This is a genomic window from Ligilactobacillus murinus DSM 20452 = NBRC 14221 (assembly GCF_001591685.1).
GTDB classification, from domain to species: Bacteria; Bacillota; Bacilli; order Lactobacillales; family Lactobacillaceae; genus Ligilactobacillus; species Ligilactobacillus murinus.
On sequence record NZ_BCVJ01000019.1, the window covers coordinates 1 to 25,495 of the forward strand.

Annotated in this window: 29 protein-coding genes and 1 riboswitch; of the genes, 26 read left to right on the top strand and 3 right to left on the bottom strand. The window is 39.3% G+C overall.

Annotated features, from left to right (window positions below; translation table 11 throughout):
• Positions 1-38 precede the first annotated feature (38 nt).
• From folD to recN, 7 genes are all read left to right on the top strand, one after another.
• Positions 39-887: a bifunctional methylenetetrahydrofolate dehydrogenase/methenyltetrahydrofolate cyclohydrolase FolD gene (gene folD / locus LMU01S_RS05040; protein WP_004047596.1), complete on the top strand. Its 849-nt coding sequence runs from the start codon at positions 39-41 to the stop codon at positions 885-887.
• Positions 887-2,230: an exodeoxyribonuclease VII large subunit gene (xseA, locus tag LMU01S_RS05045; protein ID WP_056958649.1), complete on the top strand. Its 1,344-nt coding sequence runs from the start codon at positions 887-889 to the stop codon at positions 2,228-2,230. Before folD ends, xseA begins: the two co-directional genes overlap by 1 nt.
• Positions 2,227-2,454, top strand: a complete 228-nt coding sequence (locus tag LMU01S_RS05050; protein ID WP_004047599.1) for an exodeoxyribonuclease VII small subunit — start codon at positions 2,227-2,229, stop codon at positions 2,452-2,454. The genes xseA and LMU01S_RS05050 overlap by 4 nt, the downstream gene beginning before the upstream one ends.
• A 104-nt stretch (positions 2,455-2,558) precedes the next feature.
• Positions 2,559-3,437 (top strand): polyprenyl synthetase family protein, encoded by an 879-nt coding sequence (locus tag LMU01S_RS05055; RefSeq protein ID WP_056958647.1) that lies wholly within the window; start codon positions 2,559-2,561, stop codon positions 3,435-3,437.
• 14 nt (positions 3,438-3,451) lie between these two features.
• Positions 3,452-4,279, top strand: coding sequence for a TlyA family RNA methyltransferase (locus LMU01S_RS05060; RefSeq protein WP_056958645.1), 828 nt, complete (start codon positions 3,452-3,454; stop codon positions 4,277-4,279).
• A gap of 20 nt (positions 4,280-4,299) precedes the next feature.
• Positions 4,300-4,758 (top strand): arginine repressor, encoded by a 459-nt coding sequence (locus tag LMU01S_RS05065; RefSeq protein WP_035447941.1) that lies wholly within the window; start codon positions 4,300-4,302, stop codon positions 4,756-4,758.
• Between the two features lie 58 nt (positions 4,759-4,816).
• Positions 4,817-6,496: a DNA repair protein RecN gene (gene recN, locus LMU01S_RS05070; protein ID WP_056958643.1), complete on the top strand. Its 1,680-nt coding sequence runs from the start codon at positions 4,817-4,819 to the stop codon at positions 6,494-6,496.
• Positions 6,497-6,581: 85 nt separating this feature from the next.
• Here the strand turns inward: recN and lexA are convergent, their stop codons facing one another.
• Positions 6,582-7,205 (bottom strand): transcriptional repressor LexA, encoded by a 624-nt coding sequence (gene lexA / locus LMU01S_RS05075; protein WP_056958641.1) that lies wholly within the window; start codon positions 7,203-7,205, stop codon positions 6,582-6,584.
• Positions 7,206-7,368: 163 nt separating this feature from the next.
• On the opposite strand from lexA, the gene LMU01S_RS05080 reads away from it, so the two are divergent.
• Both LMU01S_RS05080 and LMU01S_RS05085 read left to right on the top strand, forming a co-directional pair.
• Positions 7,369-7,665 (top strand): DUF896 domain-containing protein, encoded by a 297-nt coding sequence (locus LMU01S_RS05080; protein ID WP_004047610.1) that lies wholly within the window; start codon positions 7,369-7,371, stop codon positions 7,663-7,665.
• Between the two features lie 80 nt (positions 7,666-7,745).
• Positions 7,746-7,970, top strand: a complete 225-nt coding sequence (locus LMU01S_RS05085; protein WP_004047611.1) for a YneF family protein — start codon at positions 7,746-7,748, stop codon at positions 7,968-7,970.
• 48 nt (positions 7,971-8,018) lie between these two features.
• Here the strand turns inward: LMU01S_RS05085 and LMU01S_RS05090 are convergent, their stop codons facing one another.
• Positions 8,019-8,645 carry a lysophospholipid acyltransferase family protein gene (locus LMU01S_RS05090; RefSeq protein ID WP_056958638.1) on the bottom strand — a complete coding sequence of 209 codons (627 nt, stop codon included), beginning with the start codon at positions 8,643-8,645 and terminating at the stop codon, positions 8,019-8,021.
• Positions 8,646-8,850: 205 nt separating this feature from the next.
• Here LMU01S_RS05090 and LMU01S_RS05095 point away from each other — a divergent pair, with 205 nt between their 5' ends.
• The 13 genes from LMU01S_RS05095 (at position 8,851) to LMU01S_RS05155 (ending at position 19,261) form a co-directional block, all read left to right on the top strand.
• Complete coding sequence (locus tag LMU01S_RS05095; protein ID WP_171970334.1) at positions 8,851-9,609, top strand: tRNA1(Val) (adenine(37)-N6)-methyltransferase; 759 nt, start codon at positions 8,851-8,853, stop codon at positions 9,607-9,609.
• Positions 9,593-9,880: a GIY-YIG nuclease family protein gene (locus LMU01S_RS05100; protein ID WP_004047616.1), complete on the top strand. Its 288-nt coding sequence runs from the start codon at positions 9,593-9,595 to the stop codon at positions 9,878-9,880. Before LMU01S_RS05095 ends, LMU01S_RS05100 begins: the two co-directional genes overlap by 17 nt.
• 141 nt (positions 9,881-10,021) lie before the next feature.
• Positions 10,022-11,017 (top strand): D-2-hydroxyacid dehydrogenase, encoded by a 996-nt coding sequence (locus LMU01S_RS05105; protein WP_056958663.1) that lies wholly within the window; start codon positions 10,022-10,024, stop codon positions 11,015-11,017.
• Positions 11,018-11,192: 175 nt separating this feature from the next.
• Entirely contained in the window at positions 11,193-11,990 is a 798-nt protein-coding gene (gene rpsB / locus LMU01S_RS05110) for a 30S ribosomal protein S2 (RefSeq protein ID WP_004047620.1), read from the top strand.
• 147 nt (positions 11,991-12,137) lie between these two features.
• Positions 12,138-13,013, top strand: coding sequence for a translation elongation factor Ts (gene tsf / locus LMU01S_RS05115; protein ID WP_010688964.1), 876 nt, complete (start codon positions 12,138-12,140; stop codon positions 13,011-13,013).
• Between the two features lie 608 nt (positions 13,014-13,621).
• On the top strand, positions 13,622-14,485 hold the full coding sequence (locus LMU01S_RS05120; RefSeq protein ID WP_056958637.1) for a CvfB family protein: 864 nt from the start codon (positions 13,622-13,624) through the stop codon (positions 14,483-14,485).
• Positions 14,486-14,500: 15 nt separating this feature from the next.
• Positions 14,501-14,983 carry a ferric iron uptake transcriptional regulator gene (gene fur, locus LMU01S_RS05125; protein WP_004047625.1) on the top strand — a complete coding sequence of 161 codons (483 nt, stop codon included), beginning with the start codon at positions 14,501-14,503 and terminating at the stop codon, positions 14,981-14,983.
• Entirely contained in the window at positions 14,967-15,857 is an 891-nt protein-coding gene (xerD, locus tag LMU01S_RS05130; protein ID WP_056958635.1) for a site-specific tyrosine recombinase XerD, read from the top strand. Before fur ends, xerD begins: the two co-directional genes overlap by 17 nt.
• A gap of 67 nt (positions 15,858-15,924) precedes the next feature.
• Positions 15,925-16,284: a GNAT family N-acetyltransferase gene (locus LMU01S_RS05135; protein WP_056958633.1), complete on the top strand. Its 360-nt coding sequence runs from the start codon at positions 15,925-15,927 to the stop codon at positions 16,282-16,284.
• Positions 16,274-17,041, top strand: coding sequence for a segregation and condensation protein A (locus tag LMU01S_RS05140; protein WP_056958631.1), 768 nt, complete (start codon positions 16,274-16,276; stop codon positions 17,039-17,041). Before LMU01S_RS05135 ends, LMU01S_RS05140 begins: the two co-directional genes overlap by 11 nt.
• A complete protein-coding gene (scpB, locus tag LMU01S_RS05145; RefSeq protein ID WP_004047631.1) occupies positions 17,031-17,612 on the top strand; it encodes an SMC-Scp complex subunit ScpB in 582 nt (193 codons plus the stop codon). The genes LMU01S_RS05140 and scpB overlap by 11 nt, the downstream gene beginning before the upstream one ends.
• 49 nt (positions 17,613-17,661) lie before the next feature.
• Positions 17,662-18,387: a pseudouridine synthase gene (locus tag LMU01S_RS05150; protein ID WP_056958628.1), complete on the top strand. Its 726-nt coding sequence runs from the start codon at positions 17,662-17,664 to the stop codon at positions 18,385-18,387.
• 53 nt (positions 18,388-18,440) lie between these two features.
• Positions 18,441-18,567, top strand: a riboswitch (FMN riboswitch).
• A gap of 127 nt (positions 18,568-18,694) precedes the next feature.
• Positions 18,695-19,261 (top strand): ECF transporter S component, encoded by a 567-nt coding sequence (locus tag LMU01S_RS05155; RefSeq protein ID WP_056958627.1) that lies wholly within the window; start codon positions 18,695-18,697, stop codon positions 19,259-19,261.
• Positions 19,262-19,420: 159 nt separating this feature from the next.
• Here the strand turns inward: LMU01S_RS05155 and LMU01S_RS05160 are convergent, their stop codons facing one another.
• Complete coding sequence (locus LMU01S_RS05160; RefSeq protein WP_174519377.1) at positions 19,421-20,998, bottom strand: Nramp family divalent metal transporter; 1,578 nt, start codon at positions 20,996-20,998, stop codon at positions 19,421-19,423.
• Positions 20,999-21,209: 211 nt separating this feature from the next.
• On the opposite strand from LMU01S_RS05160, the gene LMU01S_RS05165 reads away from it, so the two are divergent.
• The 4 genes from LMU01S_RS05165 (at position 21,210) to cmk (ending at position 25,488) form a co-directional block, all read left to right on the top strand.
• Complete coding sequence (locus LMU01S_RS05165; protein ID WP_056958623.1) at positions 21,210-22,250, top strand: helix-turn-helix domain-containing protein; 1,041 nt, start codon at positions 21,210-21,212, stop codon at positions 22,248-22,250.
• Complete coding sequence (locus LMU01S_RS05170) at positions 22,234-23,676, top strand: RecQ family ATP-dependent DNA helicase (RefSeq protein WP_056958621.1); 1,443 nt, start codon at positions 22,234-22,236, stop codon at positions 23,674-23,676. The genes LMU01S_RS05165 and LMU01S_RS05170 overlap by 17 nt, the downstream gene beginning before the upstream one ends.
• 394 nt (positions 23,677-24,070) lie before the next feature.
• Positions 24,071-24,718: a LysM peptidoglycan-binding domain-containing protein gene (locus LMU01S_RS05175; RefSeq protein ID WP_056958619.1), complete on the top strand. Its 648-nt coding sequence runs from the start codon at positions 24,071-24,073 to the stop codon at positions 24,716-24,718.
• A 95-nt stretch (positions 24,719-24,813) separates the two neighbouring features.
• Complete coding sequence (gene cmk / locus LMU01S_RS05180; protein WP_056958617.1) at positions 24,814-25,488, top strand: (d)CMP kinase; 675 nt, start codon at positions 24,814-24,816, stop codon at positions 25,486-25,488.
• The last annotated feature ends 7 nt before the right edge of the window (positions 25,489-25,495 follow it).

Here is a 25,495-nt window from a genome sequence, read left to right on the forward strand (position 1 = left end):
AATATTAGGTATACACTAAAGTTAAGGTTGTGATTTATATGACAGTGATGATAGACGGACGCGGAACTGCTGAAAAAATCCGCAGCCAATTAAAGCAAAAGACAGAACAGTTAAAACAACAAGGACTAGAGCCATGTTTGGCTGTTGTTTTAGTGGGAGATGATCCGGCTAGTCAGGTGTATGTCCGTAATAAAAAACGGGCCGCTGAAAAGATCGGGATCAAAACTAAAGATATCACTTTGCCAGCTAACACAACACAAACAGAGTTATTACAATTGATCGATGAGTTAAATGATGATGTAACAGTCCATGCGATCTTAGTGCAGATGCCGTTACCGACGCAACTTGATGAAAATGCGGTGATCGAACGGATCGATCCTAAAAAGGATGCTGATGGTTTACATCCTGAAAACTTAGGGCATCTTTTTATGGGGCAGCCTAAAGCCTTGCCATGTACTCCGCGTGGGATCATGGTCTTATTAGAAGAGTATCAGATCCCTGTAGCCGGTAAAAATGTTGTGATCATCGGACGCAGTAATTTAGTTGGACGTCCTTTAGCAGCTTTAATGATAAATGCAGATGCTACGGTCACTGTGGCACATAGTAAGACTAAAGAGCTTTCAAGCGTTGCTAGCCAAGCTGATATTTTAGTCGTTGCAACTGGGCGAGCTGAGATGGTCGATGAAACTTATATCAAGGAAGGCGCAACTGTGATCGATGTCGGGATCAATCGTTTGGCTAACGGTAAATTAGTCGGCGATGTTAAACAAGCCAGTGCTGAAACTAAGGCAGCCTATTTGACGCCAGTTCCTGGTGGTGTAGGTCCGATGACGATCGCAATGTTGATGCAACAAACGCTTGAATTGGCAGAAAAGAGCAATAACTAATGGAAAAAGATCAATATTTAACTGTCACAGCACTAACTAAGTACCTACATCGAAAATTCAGTGCTGATCCATATTTGAATCGTGTCTATCTGACTGGTGAGATCTCAAATTTCCGTTTGCGTCCACGCCATCAATATTTTAGTTTAAAAGACGATGGTGCTAAAATAGATGCGGTCATGTTTCAATCAGCATTTAACAAATTGAAATTCAATGTTGAAGATGGAATGAAAGTCTTAGTGGTCGGAAGAGTAGATCTGTATGAACCTAGTGGGAATTACCAAATAACGATCGAAAAGATGGAACCAGATGGTGTTGGTGCTTTGTATCAAGCGTTTGAACAATTAAAAGCTAAATTAGCTACAGAGGGCTTGTTTAGCGCACCTAAGCGACCTTTAGCCCATTTTCCTAAACGGATCGCGGTCATCACTAGTCCATCTGGAGCAGTTATTCGTGATATCATCACGACTACTAGACGGCGGTATCCGATCGCGCAGCTAGTTTTATTTCCGGCAGTCGTTCAAGGCGAGAAAGCAGCTGATTCATTAGTTGGACGATTAAAAGAGGTCAATGCCCGTGGCGATTTTGATACGATCATCATCGGTCGTGGTGGGGGATCGATCGAGGATCTGTGGCCTTTTAACGAAGAAAAAGTTGCTCGAGCGATCTTTGACAGTCAGATCCCGATCATTTCTTCGGTTGGACACGAAACGGATACGACGATCGCTGACCTAGTGGCTGATGTCAGAGCAGCAACCCCTACCGCAGCGGCTGAATTAGCGACGCCGGTTTTAGAAGACGAGATCTTGCGGATCAAACAAGATAAATTGCGCTTGATCCAAAGCTATCAAGCTATGCTAAAGTTACGGCGCCAACAGCTACAAAAATTGAAAAATTCTTACGTTTTTATGCAACCCAATCGTTTGTATGAAGGCTACCTTCAAAAACTTGATGGTTACCAGAATCGACTCAAACAGGCTTACCGTGAACAGTTGTACCAAAAAGAAAAGGTATTTTCAGAGCTGACGATGCGTTTGCAACGCTCTTCGCCAAAAGATACGATCAACTTGCATAAACAACAAGTGGCGCAGCTCAAAAAAGATCTATTTCGGGTGGCCGAAAAATATGTTGGTGATAGAGAGCAACGTCTGGTAAAGGCTACCGCTGCTTTAGATATGTTGAGTCCGTTGCGTGTTATGGGACGCGGTTTTTCTTACGTCACGGCAGATGAAAAGATCATCAAAAAGACATCTGATCTGTCAGTGGGTTCTGAGATCAAATTGCATTTAAGCGATGGTAGTGTTAAAGCTAAAGTTACTAAAATTGATGGGATGAAGAAAAAATGACAGAAAATAATTTAACCTTTGAACAAGAATTACAAATGTTAGAAGCGATCGTAGGCAAACTTGAGCAAGGTGATGTTCCTTTGGAAGAAGCGTTAGCACAATTTCAAAAAGGGGTAGCTTTAAGTAAAAAATTGCAAGAGACCCTCCAAAATGCCGAGGATACTTTGACTAAAGTCATCAATGAAGAAGGACAAGAAGTCATCTTTGAAGCAAATAATGACTAATATTTAGTTGTGTATTGTGAGAAATTTAATGGGAGCAATACTGTTAAAGTAAACAAGGAAGGAATCTAGGGCTTCTTGATGATCCCATACCTAGAAAGTGAAAAATGCAGTTAGCAACTTTTCAAAATAAAATGATCCCATTACTTGAACAGCACATGCGACATTACTTGGCGCAATTTACTGAGAATAAGACTCTTCAAGCGGCAATGCAATATTCGCTTGAAGCAGGTGGTAAACGGATCAGACCGCTTTTGATCATGTTGATCTGTCAAAGCTTAGAAAAAAAGATCGATACAGATGTTTTGAGTGTGGCGGGAAGTCTAGAATTTCTTCACACATACTCTTTGATCCATGATGATCTACCTGAGATGGATAATGATGATCTACGGCGGGGAAAACCGACGAATCATAAAGTTTTTGGTCAAGATATAGCGGTTTTAGCGGGGGATGCTCTCTTAACTGAGGCTTTTGGCTGGTTAGCTAAAACAAAGCTTACGCCCCAAAAACGTATTACTTTGGTAGCTGCACTTGCAAAAGCTGCGGGAGCAAATGGGATGGTCGCAGGCCAAACCGGTGATATCTTAGGAGAAAAGACAACTTTGACCTTGTCAGAGTTGATGCAAGTCCATAAAAATAAGACGGGACAATTGTTGGAATATGCTTGTTTTGCTGGAGCTATTTTAGGTGAAGCAACACCAAAACAAGAACAGGCTTTAGTTACTTTTGGGCAAAAATTTGGTCTAGCCTTTCAGATCTATGACGATATTTTAGATGTGACGGCAACAACAGCCGAATTAGGTAAAACAGCTAATAAGGATGTGGCGGAAAATAAAAATACTTATCCGCGCCTTTTAGGGCTAAAAGGAGCTAAGCAAGCGCTAGTTGATACGTTGAAGCAAGCAAAAGATCAACTTGAGTTTTTGGATAAAAGTGGACTTGAGACTTCTCTTTTGCGTCAAGTGCTAGAGTATTTTAAATTATAAGTAAGGATGTAAGTATGAAAAAAGAACGTGTAGATGTATTATTGGTCAAGCAGGGGCTATTCGAGACACGCGAACAAGCAAAACGTGCAGTTATGGCAGGCGAGATCTTAGGTGAAAATGAGGAACGATTAGATAAACCAGGTGAAAAGATCGATCCAAGTGTCAAATTACATTTTAAGGGTAAAAAGATGCCTTATGTTAGTCGTGGTGGTTTAAAACTTGAAAAAGCGCTCAAAGTCTTTAAACTAAGTACCAAAAATAAGACAGTCCTTGATATCGGTTCATCTACTGGTGGCTTTACTGATGTTGCCTTACAAAAAGGGGCCAAGTTGAGTTATGCCCTTGATGTGGGAACTAATCAATTAGCTTGGAAGTTGCGTCAAGATCCGCGAGTCGTTGTGATGGAGAATACTAACTTTCGCTACAGTAAATTAGAAGATTTTACTGCTGGACGCCCTGATTTTGCGACGATCGATGTTTCTTTTATTTCATTGCAACTTATCTTGCCGACTTTACATGCGATCTTAGCGCCAGGTGGAGACGTGGTGGCTTTGATCAAACCTCAATTTGAAGCAGGACGTGAAAAAGTCGGTAAGCATGGGATCGTTCGGGATGAAAAAGTCCATTTAGAAGTGGTCCAAGAGTTGATCGCTTTTGCTGTCAAAGCAGGATATGATGTCTTAGACCTTGATTTTTCACCGATCACGGGTGGAGAAGGAAATATTGAATTTTTAGTCCATTTGCGTGCAACATCAGAAACTGCAATGATCAGTGCTAATGTCGATCCAAGTGCAGTGATCAAACAAGCTCATCAAACATTACTTCATCAAAAAGATAAGTAGGTAGGAAGGATGATTTCTCAGTGAGAAAACAAGATAGACAACGAATTATTAAAAAAATGATCCAGGATAATGCGATTTATCGGCAAGAAGACTTTGTTAGTCTCCTTTCAGCTAAAGGAGTTGAAGTGACTCAAGCCACTATCTCACGTGATGTAAAAGAGATGCAGCTGATCAAAGTGCCAACGCCAGATGGGTCGTATCGGTATAGTTTACCGACGACCAAGAAGGATAATACCGAAAAAAAACTAAGGAAAGTTTTGCGTGACGCCTATCTTGTTTCTGACTGTCATCGTGATCTATGTATGGTCAAAGTTTTGCCTGGTAATGGGCCCGCGCTTTCGAGTTTGATCTCGCAAATGAACTATGATGAAGTTTTTGCTACTTTAGGTGATGATGATACGATCATGCTTTTTGCACGCTCAAATGAAGATGCGTTGCAGATCGAGCGTAAATTATTGGCTTTGATCGATGATAAATAGGACTTTTAGATTTTGGGAAAGGAAAAACTGTTACTCTTAGCAACAGCAGGAAAGTACTTTGTTACAAGAATTAATGATCCGTGATTTTGCAATTATTGATCAGTTGACCGTCGATTTCGGAACGAATATGACGGTCTTGACTGGTGAAACTGGAGCTGGTAAGTCCATCATTATTGATGCTTTAGGTCTACTAGCAGGTGGACGTGGCTCGAGTGATTTTATCCGCAAGGGAGCTAATAAATCATTGCTCCAAGGACAATTTACTATCCCTAAAGCCACTCGAACATATGAGCTTTTAGATGAATTTGGGATCGAATGTGAAGATGATATTTTGATCTTACAACGCGATATTTATCGCAGTGGCAAAAATGTTTGCCGAATAAATGGCGTTTTGGTCAATCTAGGCACACTTCGGCAGGTGGGGCAAACATTGATCGATATCCATGGGCAAAATGAGCATCAAGAATTGATGGATCCTGAGCGTCATTTAGCTCTAGTCGATAATTATCAGCCTGAGATCTTAGCTAAATTAGCACAATATCAGACGCTTTATGCCAATTATCGTCGTCTTTCTCAGGCACTAGAGCAACGTGAGAAAAATGCACACGAGTGGGCGCAAAGACTTGATATGTTACAATTTCAAGTTAATGAGATCAGTGAGGCGCAGCTACATGAGGGTGAAGAAGAAGAGCTCCAAGAACAAAAACGTCAATTAGATAATTATCAAACGATCCATCACGCGTTAGAGATGAGTTATCAAGCACTGAATGGTGAAGAATTAGATGTGATGAGTGTTCTAGGAAATGTCATGAGTGAGTTAGAAGACGTGGCTGAGTTCAATTCTGAATTAGCTGCGATCTACGAAAAGGTCTCTGATGCTTTCTATAATCTACAAGATGTAGCGCATGAAGTTTCAGGGCAATTAAGTGATCTGGAGTGGGATGAAGAATTGTTAAATTCCATCGAAGCACGGCTTGAAACGATCCATCAACTCAAGCGTAAATATGGTGATTCGATCGAAACGATCTTGGCTTATTACGATAAGATAAAACGCGAACTTGAAACGATGCAACAAAGCGATGAAAACTTAGAACAGCAAGTCGAGCAGGTCAAAGAAGCTCATAGCAAGGCAAAAAAATTAGCGTTAGAGATCAGTGAGTTACGTAAAGAGACTGCTAAACGGCTTGAAGCTGAGATCCATCAGCAGTTGAGTGCACTATATATGGATAAAGCTGTTTTTGAAGTGCGATTTTTACCGGCGAATGGACAATTGACTGAAACTGGCCTTGATCGGGTCGAATTTTACATTCAAACTAATCCCGGAGAAGAAATGGGGGCTTTAGCAAGGATCGCTTCTGGTGGTGAATTATCGCGGATCATGCTCGCGCTAAAGACGATCTTTGCTCAAAATAAAGGTGTGACGAGTATTATTTTCGATGAGGTCGATACTGGAGTCAGTGGACGTGTCGCACAAGCGATAGCTGAAAAAATCAGCCAGATCGCAACTAATTCGCAGGTGCTGTGTATCACCCACTTGCCACAGGTCGCGGCTGTGGCAGACCACCATTATTTTATTGCTAAACATGTAGCCAATGGGCGGACTGAAACTTCGCTTACGATCTTAAATGATAAAGAACGGATCGAAGAACTAGCCCGGATGCTGTCAGGTTCTTCGATCACGACTTTGACACTAGAACATGCAGAAGAACTGCTAAAAATGGCTAAGGCAAGTAAATAGTTCAAAAAGATGCACTTTGAGGCATCTTTTTTTGGAATTAAAAAAACTAGAAGTCTTTAAACTCCTAGTTACTAAAATACTGACTTTAGATCATATCCCGGTAGAGTCCGATGACTTTGCCTAAAATTACGACATTATCCAAGATGATCGGATCCATCGTTTCATTTTCAGGTTGTAATCTAAAATACCCGTCTTCTTTGTAGAATCGCTTGCATGTTGCCTCATCGTCTTCGGTCATGGCGATCACGATATCACCATTGTCAGCAGCAGACTGTTTTCTAACGATAACTTGATCACCATCTAAGATCCCAGCATCGATCATGCTTTCACCACGGATGTTCAACATGAACAAATCATTGGCATCACTTAAATTAGGTGGTAATGGAAAGTAATCAGTTGTTTCTTCAACAGTTAAGATCGGCATCCCTGCGGTCACAGTTCCAATGACTGGGATCTCATTTAAAGTAGTTTTGATCCCTAGAGTTTCTAGACCAGCAGGGGTAACTTCCATTGCCCGTGGTTTAGTAGGATCTTTTTTGAGAAAACCTTTCTTAGTTAAGCGTGCTAAATGACCGTGTACAGTTGAGGTCGAAGAAAGTGAGACTGCTTGACAGATCTCGCGCACAGTCGGTGGATAACCTTTGCTCTCAACTGTATTGTAGATAAAACGCAAAATATTTAGCTGTCTTTTTTCAGATGCTTTTGTCATTTTGAACACCTCAATACATTTCTATAGGGTAATTATAACATAGAAAATCAGCAGTTACAAACAAGCGTTTGCTTTATCGAAAAGAAAGTGACTAAGCTAATGACTTTCTTAAAATTTTGAGATAGAATATAAAGGATAGATCATTGGAAAAGAGGAATTTGACATGGAAAAAGACGAAAATTTAGAACAAACGTCAGAAAAGACGGAAGCAAAAAAAGGTGCGATCCCACAAGAGCTGATCGATCGTATCAATGAATTGTCTAAAAAGAAAAAAGAAGGCACACTAACAGAAGCTGAAAAAGAAGAGCAACAAGAATTGCGTAAAACTTACTTAGCGATGTTTAGAGAAAACTTCCGTAGCCACGTAGAAATGTTACAAGTCTACGATAAAGATGGCAATGAAGTTACCCCAGAAAAGGTGAAAAAGATCCAACGTGAACGTGGTTTGCGTGATAATTAAAGCTGTTTAGCGCTTTATTTTTAAGGATAACTTGTGTAGAATAGGTAATTGAATGAATATAATGAGAAGGGGGTGCTGGAATGTCTACTGGAATTTGGATCGTACTTGTAGTCTTAGCGCTTATCCTTGGCTTTGTTGGTGGTTTCTTTGCTGCTCGTAAGTACATGGAAGACTATTTGAAGAAAAATCCGCCGATCAATGAACAGATGTTGCGGACGATGATGATTCAGATGGGGCAAAAGCCTTCTGAAAAGAAACTTCATCAAATGATGGCTTCAATGAAGCAAAATATGTCTAAAAAATAATTTAAAACTAAAAATAGGTTGTGACTTATGTGTCCAACCTATTTTTAGTTATTTTTTTGTTGCAGGATCGATGTAGTGGAAGCTTGGATCGATCGCTTTGTCCAGTTTGGTAAAGGCTTGTTCCATTTCATTGATGATCGCTGCTTGGGTCTCATCGGTCAACTTAGTTTTGCGATCAACGTAGATCGGTCCACCAAAGCGAACGGTTGTTTTTTTACGGCTAAATAAAGCTTTTAAAGTCAAAGGGCCTTGATAAACAGCGGGAATGATCGGGACCCCAGTCATTTTAGCAATCAAAACGACGCCCCCTTTCATTTCCTGTGAATGCCTAGTCCCAGAAGGAAACATGATCAAAGAAAGATCACTTTTTTTAAGTAACTTAACTGGCGTCTTGATCACAGAGGGACCAGGATTTTTTCGGTCGACCGGAAAAGCGTTGGCATGTTTTAAGATAAACCGCAAGATTGGATTTTTGAAAAGTTCTTCTTTTGCCATGAAGCTAAACTTTTTGGGAGAAGCTGCTAAGGCAAAATACAAGGGATCAAACCAAGTGCGGTGTGGGCCAACCAAAATATAATTTCCTGAAGGTAAGTTTTCCTTGCCCTCAAAGTTTGGTTTACCGTTGATCAGATAAACAAGAAACCTAACCAGGCCTCGAATAAATGAATAAAACATGGTGTTTACTACTATAGAGTGTGAGATATTTGAAAGTTCTATAGTCTTCCTTTCTTAGATAATACTGCTGCTAGCCCGTTCACAGTTTAACTTTCAAGGGGCTTTAATACTTGGACAGTACTATTTATTTATTATATATTTTTTAGTATGCTAAATTTATCTTAAAATTGCAAGTCACGTTAAGAGTAAAAGAAGGTGTTTTGATTTGAATAAAATCGAATTGAAAGAAGATGAACGGATCGACCAGCTATATGCTAACGATATCAAAATAATTCAAAGTTCAAAAGTTTTTTCTTTTTCTTTGGATGCAGTGTTACTGGCTCATTTTGCCGAGCCAACTAAAAAAGAAAATGGCAAGGTAGTCGATCTTTGCGCGGGCAATGGAGCAGTTGGTCTATTTTTAACAAGCAAAACTAAGGCTTCGATCGCGGCTGTTGAGATCCAACCTAAATTAGCTGAAATGGCTAAACGTAGTGTCAAATTAAATTCTTTAGAACAACAGGTGACCGTTTTGAATCTTGATTTAAATGACTCATTGAAATATTTGAAAAAAGATAGCTTTGATACGGTCACATGTAATCCACCATACTTTTCAGATCTTCCGACTAGTAAAAAAAATCCTAATCCATATCTGGCGTTGGCTCGGCATGAGATCACGGTGACTTTAGCTCAAACGATCGAAATGAGTAGTGCGCTTTTAAAAACTAAAGGCAAAGCTTATTTTGTTCATCGTCCAGATAGGCTTTTTGAGATCTTTGAATGTATGCAAAAAAATCGGTTAGCCCCAAAGAAAGTCCAGCTAGTCTATCCTAAAGAAGGGCGTGAAGCTAATATGGTCTTAGTCGAAGCGATCAAGGATGGACGTAAAGGTGGGTTACGCTTTTTACCTCCGATCACAGTTTATCAAGCAAATGATGAGTATACACCTGAGATGAGAGAGATTTTATATGGAACAGCGGGCTAAACAGTATTTTTTCTATGTTTTACGCTGTGCTGATGCCACTTTTTATACGGGCTTTACGACTGACCTCAAGCAGCGTTTAATGACGCATAATAGTGGACGAGGAGCTAAATACACCCGCGTTCGGCGTCCTGTGAAAATGATCTATCATGAACAATTGGCGACTAAAAGTTTGGCACTGAAAAAAGAATACGCGTTCAAACAACTAACACGCCAGCAAAAGGAATGCTACTTGCGCGAACATGGAGTTGCTGAGAAATATTTGTTAAAATAGACTTGTGCTATAGTAAAAGTTGAAGTGCTAGCTTTAGATTTGAAGTTAAAATGTGAGATCATTAAGAAAAAGCTAGCTAAAATTCAAGAAAGGAAGGCTGCATTTCTTCATTTAGATTCACATTTGGTGCAGCAGTTCGTTATGAAGTTTATTGCTTATAATGTGCGTCAAGATGAACGTGCTTATTTTGAAAATTGGTCTCAAGAAAATAATATTGAAATAAAATTAGTTGCAGATGAAGTTACGTCTAAAAACTTGAGCTTGTCTAAGGGATACGATGCTGTCATCAGCTTTCAAACTGGTATCTATCCCGCTGAGTTTTTTGAGACTCTGGCTAGCTATGGCATCAAAGATGTTTCGATCAGAAATGTTGGGGTCGATAATTTAGACCTAGCTGAAGCTAAAAAATATGGGATCGCTGTAACTAATGTGCCGGCCTATTCGCCCAATGCGATCGCTGAATTTTCAGTAGCGATCTTACTCCAATTGTTGCGTAATCAAAATATTTTTCGCAAGCGAATGGCTGCTAATGATTATCGCTGGGCTCCTTTTGTTGGTAAAGAGATCAGAGCTTTGACGATCGGGATCGTTGGAACAGGACGGATCGGTAAAGCGGCGATCGATATTTATAAGGGCTTTGGAGCTAAGATCTTGGCTTTTGACCCATATCATGATCCTAAATTGGAAAGTGAAGGTATCTATATTGATACGCTAGAAGATCTAGTAGCTAAAGTGGATGTGTTGACCTTGCATATGCCAGGTTCGGACAAAGATGGCCATTTGATCGATGCTAAAATGATCGAAAAAATGAAAGATGGTGCTTATATCATCAATACGGCTCGCGGCTCTTTGATCGATGCTAAAGCTTTACTTACTGCTTTAAAGAGTGGCAAGTTGGGTGGTGCTGGTTTAGATACGTATGAATTTGAGACACCGATCTTTAACCATGATTTAAATGAAACGGGTGTTAAAGATGAGTTGTTCAAAGAGTTAGTTGCTTTAGATAACGTTGTGATGACGCCACACATTGCTTTTTACACTGAAACAGCTGTTGAAAATATGGTAAATATCGCATTAGATTCAGCTAAATCAGTGATCGAGACCGGAACAGCTCCGACCTTAGTTCAAACAAAATAAGCTTGATTTTTTAACAGAAACAATTGCAATTGCTCTAGGAGTAGGTTATAATATCAAGAGTGCCTATAAAGGTACAATTCACACCTTATGCGATGATCAAAAGAGTGCTCATTTGAGTTTTTTGATCGTTGAACATAGGGGAGGATAATAAAAACTATTTTGGAGGTTAATTGTAATGGCTGTTATTTCCATGAAACAATTACTTGAAGCTGGTGTACATTTTGGTCACCAAACACGTCGTTGGAACCCTAAGATGAAGAAGTACATCTTCACAGAACGTAATGGTATCTACATCATCGACTTACAAAAAACGGTTAAGTTGATCGACGATGCTTATGATTTTATGAAAGATGCTGCTGCTAACGATGGTGTTATCTTGTTTGTTGGTACAAAGAAACAAGCACAAGATGCGATCGAAGAAGAAGCAAAACGTGCAGGTCAATACTACGTGAACCATCGTTGGTTAGGTGGTACTTTGACAAACTGGAACACGATCCAAAAACGTATCAAACGTCTAAAAGAGATCAAAGCAATGGAAGAAGATGGCACATTTGAAGTGTTACCTAAGAAAGAAGTTGCTTTATTGATCAAAGAACGCGATCGTCTTCAAAAATTCCTTGGTGGTATTGAAGATATGCCACGTATCCCTGATGTATTGTTCATCGTGGATCCTCGCAAGGAACGTATCGCTGTTAAGGAAGCACAAAAGCTTAACATTCCTATCGTTGCTATGGTCGACACAAATGCTGATCCAGATGAGATCGATGTTAAGATCCCATCAAACGACGATGCTATCCGTGCCGTACGTTTGATCACATCTAAGATGGCAGATGCAATTATCGAAGGTCGTCAAGGCGAAGATGATGCACCTGTTTCAGAAGAAACTTTCCAAGCTGCTAACGGCGAAGAAGTTGAATCCATCGAAGAAATCGTTGAAGTTGTTGAAGGCAACAACGATACAGATGCTGAATAGTTAATAAACTTAGGCTGTCTCAGGTTTTAGGTAGGCATTTTGGCCTTAGTCTTGAGATGGCCTTTTTTTAAAATTATGGTTTGAATACACCATGGTGTTTATACCAAAAGTATTTTAAATTAATCACTCTAAGGAGGCCACTAGGCTATGGCAAAAGTTACTGCTGCTCAAGTAAAAGAATTACGCGAAAAAACTGGCGTAGGTATGATGGATGCTAAGAAAGCTTTAGTTGCTGTTGATGGCGACATGGACAAAGCTATTGATTTCTTACGTGAAAAAGGTATGGCAAAGGCTGCTAAGAAGAGCGACCGTGTTGCTGCTGAAGGTTTAGCTGATGTTGAAGTTGTAGGTAACACAGCTGCAGTTGTTGAAATCAACGCTGAAACAGACTTTGTTGCTCAAAACCAACAATTCAAGGACCTTGTAAAACGTGTTGCAGGTTTGATCGCAGAAAATAAACCAGCTGACTTAGAAGCTGCTTTGGCTATCAAGACTGACAAAGGTACGATCAACGAAGAAATCATCGAAGCTACACAAGTTATCGGTGAAAAGATCACATTGCGTCGTTTTGAATTAGTTGAAAAAGCTGACAATGAAAACTTCGGTGCTTACCTACACATGGGTGGTAAGATCGCTGTTTTAACTGTGGTTGAAGGTGCTGATGAAGTGGCTGCTAAAGATGTTGCAATGCACGTTGCAGCTATCAATCCTAAGTACGTGAACCGCGACCAAGTACCTGCTAGTGAAGTAGAACACGAAAAAGCAGTTTTAACTGAAGAAGCTAAGAACGAAGGCAAGCCTGAAAATATCATCGAAAAGATGGTTGCAGGTCGCTTGAACAAGTTCTTTGCTGAAGTTGCTTTGGATGATCAAGCATTTGTTAAGGACCCAGACTTGACAGTTGCTAAATTCATGGCTTCTAAAGACGGCAAGGTCAAAGCCTTTGTTCGTTACGAAGTTGGTGAAGGTATCGAAAAGAAAGCTGATAACTTTGTAGAAGAAGTTATGAGCCAAGTTAAATAACACACGCTTATTTTAACGCTAGGATCCTTGATTTATCAGGGGTCCTTTTTTTGTACTTATGGGAAAAATATATTCAGTGGGCAAATAGTGGGCAGAAAAAATGATTACGTTATGTGTGATGCCGCCCGAATAAGTATGCGTGCTGTTTTTAATTATTGCGCGCAGTAAAGAAAATGAGAATCTTAGCATAGTACTTGACAGTAGTAGCTTTTCGGAAGAAAATTTAGTTAGTTTTAGTACAGTGGATATCTATAGACAATAATATTTTTAGAGAAAATATTGATATTTTAGATAAGTGTTGAAAATAAAAAAATTTAAATAAATAGGGCAAGATTTTGAAAAAGATGAAGTAATGACTAATTTGATCTAGCAGATATTGTTTGAAACTAAGACCAGCTATATAATTATGGCATGAACTTATTAAACTATTTAATAATAACTTATTTCTAAGTGCTTTAGTCTTTTGCGCTGTTTTTATAGAACACTATTTTCTGAGAACATAATGATAATTTGTGATGTATTTAACGCAACGATTCGCAATTCATAGTATTTTTAGGTAAAATAGAAAAAGAAGTTTTTAGTCAGAATAGTTAGGGGTCATAATAATAATGTTAAAAGATTTAATTGGACGCAATATCACTGCCATGGTCATTGATGAAAATGCAGACTATGTTTTTGCGCAAAAAGAAGGAATGACTTTTAGGATCGCTAAAAGTGAACTTTTGAAGTTACCGAAACCAGGAGCTATGATCTCAGGCTTTGCTTATGAAAATGAAGCTCATGAATTACAGTTAACTAAAAATGAGCCTAAGAGTGGTTTTGATCGTTATGCCTGGGGAGAAGTAAAAAAGGTCCAACGTGGCTTAGGGGTTTTCGTTGATATTGGTTTACCTAACAAAGATATCGTAGTTTCGACCGATACTTTACCTGAATTGCAAAATCTTTGGCCTAAAGCAGGTGACCGTTTGATGATCGCTTTATGTGTAGATGATAAGGGACGGCTCTGGGGCGAATTAGCTACAATGGAGATGTTTAAAGCTGTAAGTGATGTTGCAAGTCAAAAGATGATGAATAAAGACGTGATCGCAACGGTCTATCGTTTGAAGATGGTGGGTTCATATGTTATCACTAAAGATTATCAATTAGGCTTTATTCATCCATCAGAACGTGATCAAGAACCGCGTTTAGGTCAAAAAGTCAAGGCCAGAGTGATCGGAGTAAGACCAGACGGGACTTTGAATCTTTCATTGCGTCCCCGTGCTTATGAGGCTATCAGTGATGATGCCCAAATGCTTCTAGCCGCTTTACAACATAATGCAGATGGGCGTTTGCCATTTACAGATAAGAGTGATCCGGCTGAGATCAAAGTCTATTTTGGGATCAGTAAAGGTCAATTTAAACGCGCAGTCGGACATTTGATGAAAGCTGGTTTAGTTGTGCAACGAGATGGATATTTGATCTTAGTCAAATAGAGGATAGAAAGGAAGATGACCTTGGATCAGTTAGCAAAGATCGAACAAAAGTTACATGCACAAGGCTTTAAGTTAACGCCTCAAAGAAAGGCAACGATCGCAGTATTACTTGAGCATCAAACTAGGCATCTTTCGGCCGAAGAGGTTTATTCTTTACTCCATCAAAAACATCCTGAAGTTGGTTTAGCAACGGTATATCGTACATTGGACGTTTTAGCCGAGATCCAGATCGTTAATAAGATCAGTTTTGAAGATGGGATCGCTCGCTTTGACCTAAAAACAAGTGATAAGGGACATTTTCATCATCATCTTGTCTGTAGTGTTTGTGGTAATGTAACTGAGATCTATGAAGATATGTTGATCGACGTTGAAGAACGGCTCGCACGGCAATATCATTTTGAAGTTACAGATCATCGGCTGACTTTTTTGGGTATTTGTCAAGATTGTCAACGAAAACAAGTGATCAAGGAAGTGAAAGACGATGCCACCAACAGCTGAAGTGATAGCTGATTATTTACACTATCTTAGGGTCGAACGTGGTTTATCTAAAAATACACTTTTGAGTTATGGACAAGATCTGCGCCAGTTTGCGGCATTTTTAGAACAAAAAAAAATTACGCTGACTCAGGTCGATCGTGATCTGATCATGTTGTATCTAGAGAGCCAACTACAACATCAAAAAGCCAGAACTTCGATCAGTCGTTGTATTACGAGTTTAAGACGCTTTTTTCGTTATTTGATGCAAGAAGAGCTCGTCACTAAAGATCCGATGCAACTGATCGAATTGCCTAAAAAAGAAAGCCATCTACCAGAAGTATTGTCAGTGTCTGAAGTTGAAATGTTGCTTCAAACACCGGATGTAAAAAAGCCGTTGGGGTTACGCGACCGTGCGATCTTAGAATTGATGTATGCGACTGGTTTGCGAGTCAGTGAAGTCATCAACTTAAAATTAGCTGATCTGCATTTAGAATTAGGGATCGTCCAAACGTTAGGTAAGGGGCAAAAAGAACGACTCGTTCCGATCGGAGATACAGCTGTAATGTGGGTCCAGCGCTATTTAAAAACGGCGCGTCCTAAGTTATTGAGAACATCAAATGATTATTTATTTGTAAATTTTCATGGAAATCAATTAACTCGTCAGGGGATCTGGAAAAATTTGAAACAGCAGGTCAAATTGGCGGGGATCAAGAAAAATGTGACACCACACACGTTGCGACATTCATTTGCGACCCATATTTTAGAAAATGGAGCTGATCTGCGGATCGTCCAAGAACTATTAGGCCATGCAGATATTTCAACAACGCAACTCTATACGCACTTATCTCAGAAGCGCTTAGCTAAGATCTATAATGAAGCTCATCCGCATGCGTGATTGTCTTTCGCATGAATTTGTGGTAATCTAGCATAATCAGAAGAGCAATTGGCTATTGGAGGAAAAAATGCTTTATAAATATAAAAGCGACTATGAAAAAATCGCAATGGGGTTGTTATCGTTTATCCCTGATTTAAAAGAGATCGCTAATTTGAAGACGGAAATTGAATGGTACGAAGCTGACAGTTCCCATGTGCTATATTTATGGAAGAATGAGAATCGTGATTTTGTTGGTGTTTTAGGGACCGAAATAAATGAAGATTTTATCATGGTACGTCAAATAGCAGTAACACCAACGGAGAGAAGTCAAGGGTTGTGTTTTTTGATGCTAGATGACTTAGCCGAACTTTATCCAGATAAGAAGATCATGGGGAATATTGAAGCTTCGGCCTTGATAGCTAAATGGGAGCACCATAATGAAAAATGAAGCGACGCCAAATGTAAAAGGATTACTATTTAAAGTTCCTGATTTTGAAGGACCTTTAGATCTATTGTTGCATTTGATCAAGAAAAATCAAATGGATATCTATGATATTCCAATGGCTGAAATAACTACCCAGTATATTGACTATTTGCACCAGTTAAAGGAAATGCAATTAGATGTTGCTGGGGAGTATTTGGTTACAGCTTCAATGCTGGTCAATATCAAAAGTAAAATGCTTTTACCAAATGAGCAAGCTAGCTTACAAACCGATGATGAAGTCGAAGATCCACGTGAAGGTTTAGTGCAACAATTGTTATTACACCAAACATTTCAAACGGCTGCTCAAAATATGCGTGGCTATGCTGATGAAAGAATGAAGCTGTATCCGCGTGAACAAGCACTTGTACCAGCTGATGCTAGTTTAGGTAAACTTGACCCTGATAGTTGTGATATAACCGCATTGCAGAAAGCTTTTGCACGTTTGATGCTCAAACGTAAGGTCCAAAAACCAGTCATGCGCAAGATCGAATCAGAACGTTATTTTTTAAAAGATCAGATCTCGCGGGTCGAAAAATTGGTCAAACAAGCAAAAGAGCCACTCGAATTTGATGATCTATTTGCAGCAAATGCAGCCTTAGAGTTAGTGGTGACGACCTTTTTGGCACTTCTTGAATTGGTCAAACAAGGAGTGGTCAAAGCCACACAAGAAGATATTTTAGGACCAATAAAGTTAGTAAGTGGTGAAGTAAATGCTGTCTAATCAAGCTAAAATAGAAAGTTTGCTGTTTGTAAGTGGAAATGAAGGAATAACAGCGCGCGAACTTTCTCAGTTGACGGGGATCATGAAGCCGGCTGTCTTAGAGCAGTTAGCTTTGATCGAAAAAAAATATAAACAGGATGCCAATACTGCCTTAAAGTTGATCCATGCAGAAGAGCGTTATCGGTTGGTGACCAAGAAAGCTGTAACTGAGCTAGTTAAACAGTATTTTGAATCACCAGCAATGACGGAATTATCATCAGCTGCCTTAGAAACGCTGGCTGTAGTGGCTTATAAGCAGCCGGTGACTCGGATCCAGATCGATGAGATCCGGGGAGTGCAATCAAGTGGCATGCTACAAAAGTTGTTAGTGTTAGATCTGATCAAAGAAGCTGGGCGGATGGATGCCCCAGGTCGTCCGATCATGTATGCAACGACGGAAAATTTCCTTAATTATTTTGGGATCGAGTCACTAGCACAGTTACCCGAATTACCACAAGACGACGAAAAAAATGAAGCTACTTCAGATGATCTGATGTCATTATTTAACGACGCATTAGATGACGAAGAGTAGTTGAAAGTGAAAGGAAAAAAACTGCAGTTGCTGCAGTAGGTGACTAAAAATGGCAGAAAGACTGCAAAAAGTAATGGCAAACGCTGGGGTAGCTTCTCGGCGTGCCAGTGAAAAGATGATCTTGGCTGGACGAGTTCGAGTTAATGGGAAGGTCATCAAAGAATTAGGTCAAAAAGTTGACGGAAATGATGTGATCGAGGTCGATGGACATTTGATCGAACGAGAAGAAAAGGTCTATTACCTTTTCTATAAGCCACGTGGTGTTATCAGCGCGGCTAAAGATGATAAGGGCCGTAAAGTGGTGACGGATTACTTTACTGATCATAGCGAACGTGTTTATCCCATTGGCCGGTTAGATTATGACACTTCTGGTCTGCTTTTATTGACCAATGATGGAGAACTTGCTAATCGTTTGATGCATCCGCGTTATAAAGTTAATAAGACCTATGTAGCTAAGGTCAAGGGGCTCGTTCAAAATGAGGCTTTAAAGCAATTACGCGTAGGTGTACGTTTAAAAGATGGCAAAAAGAGTGCTCGGGCTAAGGCTAAGCTCTTGTCTTTAGATAAAAAAAATGATACATCGATCGTATCATTGACGATTCATGAAGGGCGAAATCATCAGGTCAAGAACATGCTTCAAGCTGTTGGGCATCCGGTCAAGAAGCTCAAACGTGAAACTTACGGCTTTTTGACCTTAGCTGGGTTGACCTCAGGACAATATCGTGAATTGACACGTGAAGAAGTAAAAGCCCTTTATGAGCTGGGAAATAAGTAAGTTACTTGTTTTTTAAAAACTAGTATGCTAAACTAACTGTGAAAATATTTTAGGTTTATCTTCAGGGCAGGGTGTAAATCCCGACCGGCGGTAAAAGTCCGCGACTCCTCGTTTATTGCGGGGACTGAACTGGTGTGATCCCAGTACCGACAGTTAAAGTCTGGATGAGAGGAGATAGGGTTTTATATACATGGGTGGAGTGGATACTTTACCGATGAAATAGACCGCTGTTGCTCAAGATGAACAACAGCGGTCTATTTTTGATATAGGATCTACTGTGAGATGGACCTCTTAGGAGGAATTAGTTTTGGCAGTAAAACGTTGGGTAGTAGCAGCATGCTTGGCTGCTATTTCGTATCTTTTGATGTTTCTATCATTTGTGATAGTTCCGATCGTACCGTTTATGAAGTTAGATTTTTCGGATATTCCGATCTTATTAGCTTTCTTCATTTTAGGACCATTAGGAGGGCTACAGGTCGCATTTTTACGCTCCTTGTTGTATTTTCTGATCGCAGGGCCGTCATTACCGCAATTGGTCGGTGTCAGCCTGAGTTTTGTAGCTACGTTAGCGTTTTGTTTACCACTTTACTATTTGCTTAAAAACAAGTCATTAATATGGCAAAGTGTTGTGAGAGCTATTTTAGGGGCAACATTGAGCTTAACAGTTGTGTTAGCTTTACTTAACTGGCTCGTGACGATCCCGCTATATATGAGCTTGTTAGGGATGAAATTAAATATTCCTTTAGGACAGATGATCTTATTTGGGGTCGTACCATTTAACTTGATCAAGGGGATCGTGATCGGTATAGCTTTTATTTTGATCTATAAAAAGTTAAGCGCTTGGATCGAACATAAAAAATATCTTCATTCATGATAACAGGGCTCATGGCGAAAGCATTTCGGTATGAGCCTATTTAGTTAGAAAATATATGATATGAACAGTATAAAAATATCCGATCAAATTTCATTTTTGGGAAATTTGATCGGATATTTTTAATCTAAGCTAGTAGCTTTTCAGCCTACTTATTAAGAATTAGTCGTTATTATTTGCTTGGTGAGCAGCTAATTTTTCAGCATAGCGCTTATTACCTTTGTATAGTTCATACATGGTCCAGATCAAAAGCGCTGCGATCACAACGATCAAAGCATAGGCGATCCCGTTAGCTAATTGAAGTTGAGCAGCTGATGGATCATCACCGAAGAAACCAGCTACCGCATCTGGTAAGCCCTTGAAATCAAGGAGCGTTAATACTAATACAGAGAGCCACCCAAGAACTTTGACCCAAAGTGAGTTTTTGAAACGTTCGCCCATTTCAGCTTTACTATTTGTCATCATCAATAATGGTAACATTGAAAATGGTAAGGCTAAGGACAAGAATACTTGAGAATTGATCATCAAGTTGTTGAGCGCTTCATGTTCTTGTTCAGCGCTTTGACCAGCTGAAAGTGAAACACAGATCAAAACTGGGATAACGGAGATCAAGCGTGTGATCAAACGACGTGCCCAAAGTGGCATCTTCAAATGAACAAAACCTTCCATGATAACTTGACCAGTCAATGTACCTGTGATAGTTGAGTTTTGACCAGAAGCAAGCAAGGCAACGGCAAAGAGCACAGAAAGGATCCCAGATTTAGCGACCGAGATCAAGAGTCCGTTGCTAAGCATTGATGTATCAGATAAAGCTTCGTAAAGACCAAAGAATGATGGATCATCTACGGCACCGCTTTTGAAGACCGCAACCCCCATGATCAAAAGTAATGAGTTAACGACAAAAGCAGCACTTAATTGGATGTTAGAATCCCAAGCTGAGAAACGTACGGCTTCGGCAACGTCTTCTTCATTGTTGTGATCGATCTGACGAGTTTGGGAAACAGCAGAGTGCAAGTACAAGTTATGAGGCATAACTGTCGCACCGATGATCCCTAAAGCACCGTTCAATGGTGTCATACCATGAACTTCAGGAGAAGTTGCAAAAGTCTGTGAAGTAGGGATGAAACCTGCAAAAACCGCACCCCAATCAGGATTAGATAGTGCAACTTGGTAGGTGAAGACGAACAAGATAACTAAAATTAAAGCAACAACGATCGCTTCGATCTTTCTAAAACCGATTTTTGTCAATAAAAGCAAGAGTAAAACGTCAAATACGGTAATAAATACAGCAAATACTAGTGGGATACCAAATAAAAGATATAAAGCGATCGCAGCCCCGATAACTTCAGCGATATCAGTAGCCATGATAGCTAACTCGGTCAAGATCCATAAAATGATCCCGAGCGTCTTACCTGTTCTGGCACGGATCGCTTGGGCTAAGTCCATCCGGCTCACGATACCAAGTTTGGCAGCCATGTATTGTAAAAGCATCGCGATCAAACTTGACATCAAGATAACGGACATTAATAGGTATTGGAAGTTTTGTCCACCGGTGATGGAGGTTGACCAGTTACCTGGATCCATGTAACCTACCGCAACTAAGGCACCTGGGCCAGAGTAGGCAAACAAGGTCCGCCAAAATCCTTTCCCTTTAGGCACTGTAACAGTACCATTGATTTCCTCTAATGAGGGACCATTCGCATATTCAACGAGTTTGTGTTTTTCGTGTTCTTTATCCACAATAAAAACCGTCCTTCCTTTTTTAGGTACTTAGACATTGTACACCTTATTAAGTCAAATTAAAAGTATTTTTTAGGTGCGCCTTACAAAAAATATTTTTAACCTAACTTATGTTGCTTGAAACAAATTTAAAAGAATTATTCAGATTTAGCAAAAAAATATCAAATTTAGCGTATATTATAAGTGAAGACTTTTAATGTGAGGTGAGTATATGGATTATGGATCAGAAAAATGGCTACTTTATTTCTCCGAGAGTCAGCCGAGACGCCCAGCTGTTATTCGCCAACTCTTGAGTAACCATTTAACAACTTCGGCTTTATTTTGGGGGAGGGCATATGGACTTTTGGATATTATCGCTTTACCACTAGATGTAAATAATTTCGAACCTACATTAGATGAGTTATGTCAAAAAAAGTTGCTATTGGAGACTTCTAAGGGGATATGCTTGACTGTTAAAGGTAGATCACGGGTCGAAGAATTGAAAGATAAGCACCAATTTTTGCGCGAACCAGCCTTTTTTAATGGGTTTGATCTTAAAGGATGGGAAAAGCAATTTTATTTATTAGTTCAAGTTGCGTCGGAATTGAGTTATCAAAACAATAAATATTTTGCGATCACTAATGATCTTAAAGCGCAACAGCTTTTCAAAAACTGGTTCAGACGATATGGAAAAACTACCTTATTAGGAGAAATAACTACATCATTGACCGATTTCTTAGCACATGAGCCTGAATTGAATGCACAACTTTTTTGTGAGCAATTAACTGGACACGGGCGTTTAGGTCAGACTAAAGCGCAATTAGCTAAAAGCTATCAACTACAAATAGCTGAGATCGAAGTAGGGTGGCGTGATCTGTGTGCCCGATATGCTAAATATTTGCTTGATCAAAACTTTGAGCTGGCAAAACTTGTTATGCCTTATAAACGTCTAACTAACTTACCGGCTAGTACAGAAAAGACCTATTCTTTGTTTTTAGCGGGTAAAAGTATTGAAGAGATCGCATATTTACGAAAAATACGGAAGAGTACAGTTCAAGAACATCTCTTGAATGTAGCTATTTTAGCGGATGATTTTCCAAGAGAACGGTTATTGTCACCAAAGATCAAAAAACAAATCATGGATTTTTTTGCAAGCTGTCCGGTCTTAGACTGGAAGTTTCAACAATTACATGAAAGCTACCCTGAGATCTCATTTTTTGAGTATCGTTTATGCCAAATAGAAAGGATAATTGTAAGTGAAAGAAAAGCTTGAAGCCATCTTGAAAAATGAATTTGGCTATCCAACATTTAAAACTGGCCAAAAAGAGACGATCGAGTCTTTATTGGCTGGCAAAGATACTTTAGCTATTTTGCCGACGGGAACAGGAAAATCTCTGTGCTATCAGTTTGTAGGAAAATACTTAAAGCGTTCAGTATTGATCGTTTCACCACTGATATCACTGATGCAAGATCAAGTTGAACAACTACAGTTCAATGGTGAAAAAGCAGTGGTGGCTCTAAATTCACGCTTGAGTTTTGCTGAGAAGAGATTTGTATTACAAAATATTGCCAGTTTCAAGTATATCTATGTTTCACCGGAAATGTTAGGCTCGGCTGAGGTTTTGAGCGCACTTGGACAATTAGAGCTAGGGCTATTTGTCATTGATGAAGCCCATTGTATTTCGCAATGGGGTCCTGATTTTCGACCTGAGTATTTAAATTTAGGTAAAATCAGAAAAAAGCTACATAGACCACTAACGCTAGCTTTGACTGCAACGGCAACCTCTAAAGTAGCACAAGATATAACTACAAGTCTGGGATTATCGCAAACAGGAAATGTGATCCGGTATCCCGTTGACCGCTCCAATATTTATCTAGGGGTACAAAATTTTGCAAATGAGCAAAAAAAACTTGATTATCTCCTAGCATTACTGCCTAAGCTAGCTGGGAAAGGGATCGTCTATTTTTCAAGTAAGAAGAAAGCTGATGAAATAAATGATAAGTTAGTCACTAAGGGATTTAAAAGTGCAGTTTATCATGCTGATCTAGAGCTTACAGAACGTTTTTTGGTACAACAACAGTTTTTAAATGATCAATTAGATGTTATTTGTGCGACTAGTGCTTTTGGGATGGGGATCAATAAGCCTAATATCCGTTATGTGATCCACTATCACATGCCAAATGATCTTGAAGCTTATGTACAAGAGATCGGACGTTGTTCGCGCGACGGGAGACCAGGGATAGCAGTGTTATTATATGAACCTAGCGACCTAAAACGTCAGGAATTTTTGATCGAAAAAACTTTGCCTAACTCCCGACAGATCAAGTATTTCACTAAACACCAAGAATTGCTCCAAAATTTCCCCAGTGAAGAAACACAATTGTTAGCACGGCTGTTAGCTAATGGTTATCAAAAAGATCAGATAGAAATATTAATGAAAAAACGTCAAACTGAACGTAACGATGCCTTACAAAAAATGTACCAATATCTTAAAACTGGTAGCTGTAAACGTCAATTTATCGCACAATATTTTGGTGACAAAATTGAAAACGTCCATAGCTCAGACACTTGTTGTGGAGCTGATCAAGCACTTCCATTAGAAAAACTTGGTTTGTTAGGAAAGTCCGTAGTGAGAGCGGATGGAAAAAAGAAACAGGACTATCGCGAGATCTTACAGCAATTGTTTAAAGAAACCTAACTAATGAGAATTTCAAGCGATTATTTATATATTTTTAGGAGTATTTATGCTATTATATTCTGTAATATTAGTAGTTTTGTGAGTACTATGAGCTAATTATAAAAACAAGCTATAATTTATGAATGTTAGCTAAAAAGTTAGAATGTGGAGCTGACATTTGATTACTTTGATATTGTTTTATACTGTTATCGGCGGTATCATAAATCTATATAGCAAACTCTAAGATATATCATGTTTTATAGTTGCTTCTAAACTATATAGTTTGCCATGCATATATGACATTAGCGGTAATAATAATTTTTAGAAAGGAAAAAACTATATTTCTTTTTGATCGTGAGACTAAGTGATCTTAGTAACATGATTCCATATTTATATAGTGGGGATTTTAATAAAAATGAGTCGAAAGAGTAACGACCACACCAAAAAGCCTTGGGAAAAGACCTTTGAAGAGATAAAAGATGATAAAGGAAACTACTCGCGAAGAGCTAGTCGACAGAGCAATAGACGAAACACGATGTTGACAACGATCTTATTAGGCGTTTTTGTAGTCATCATTATCAGTACGATCATATTTTATTTTGTTTCACAACGGGCTTCTAAGCAAAATGTAAGTAACGATGATTCGATCGAAGTGGTCTCTTCAAGCGAAAAAAAATCATCTTCGAGTAAGAAAAAATCTGTAGCAAAGAAGAGTTCAAGTAAAAAGAAGACTACAAAGGAAAGCTCAGATACTCAGTCTGACAGCACATCACAAGCAGTAGCACCACAAGATACAACCCAAGCACAAGCAAGTAGCGAACAGCCTGCAGATCACGAAAATCAAGCAAATGCTGAACAACATGCATCCGAAAGCTCACAAGAATCGCAACATTCAGAAGAACAATCTTCCCAACAAGAGCAGTATATCTCTGTTCCGGCAGGTCAAGGCTTGTATCGGGTCGCGGTCAATAATGGTTTGACGCTAGATCAGTTATTACAGTTGAATCCAGGCTTAACAGCTAATTCGAGTATTTCACCAGGACAACAGATCCGTGTAAAATAAGCTTTAGAATAATAAAAGAGAGGAAAAACAATAAAAATGTGTCCTTATTTTTCTTGGGACACATTTTTATATGTTTAAATGGGATATATTATAGTATGCAAACAAAAATGCAAATTGCGATCGATGGTCCTGCTTCTGCAGGTAAAAGTACCGTTGCAAAGTTGGTCGCTAAAAAATTAAATTACATTTATTGCGATACAGGTGCAATGTATCGCGCCACAACTTGGAAGGCACTACAAATGGGTGTTGCACTAGATGACGATCAAGCTCTAGGGAAAATGCTTGAAACGATGGAATTAAGCTTTAAGCCTAGCGAGCCAGAACAATTAGTATTTGTCGATGGGACAGACGTGACTACTGCGATCAGATTGCCAGAGATCACTAATAATGTTTCACTTGTTTCAGCTCAACCTAGCGTACGCAAAAATTTAACTGGGCGTCAGCAACAGATCGCAAGTGAAGGTGGAATCGTGATGGATGGGCGTGATATTGGCACAACTGTTTTGCCAAATGCTCAAGTAAAGATCTTTTTAGTTGCGAGTGTACACGAAAGAGCTTTACGTCGCTTCAAAGAAAATCAAGCTAAGGGTATCGATACGCCATTAGCTAAACTCGAAGCTGAGATCGAAGCGCGCGATTATAAGGACTCACACCGTGAAGTTTCGCCATTGACTAAGGCAGATGATGCGATTTTATTAGATACTACTTCACTAGATATTGCGCAAGTTACCGATGAAATCATGAAAATTGTTAAAAATACAGAGAAATAGGTAATTT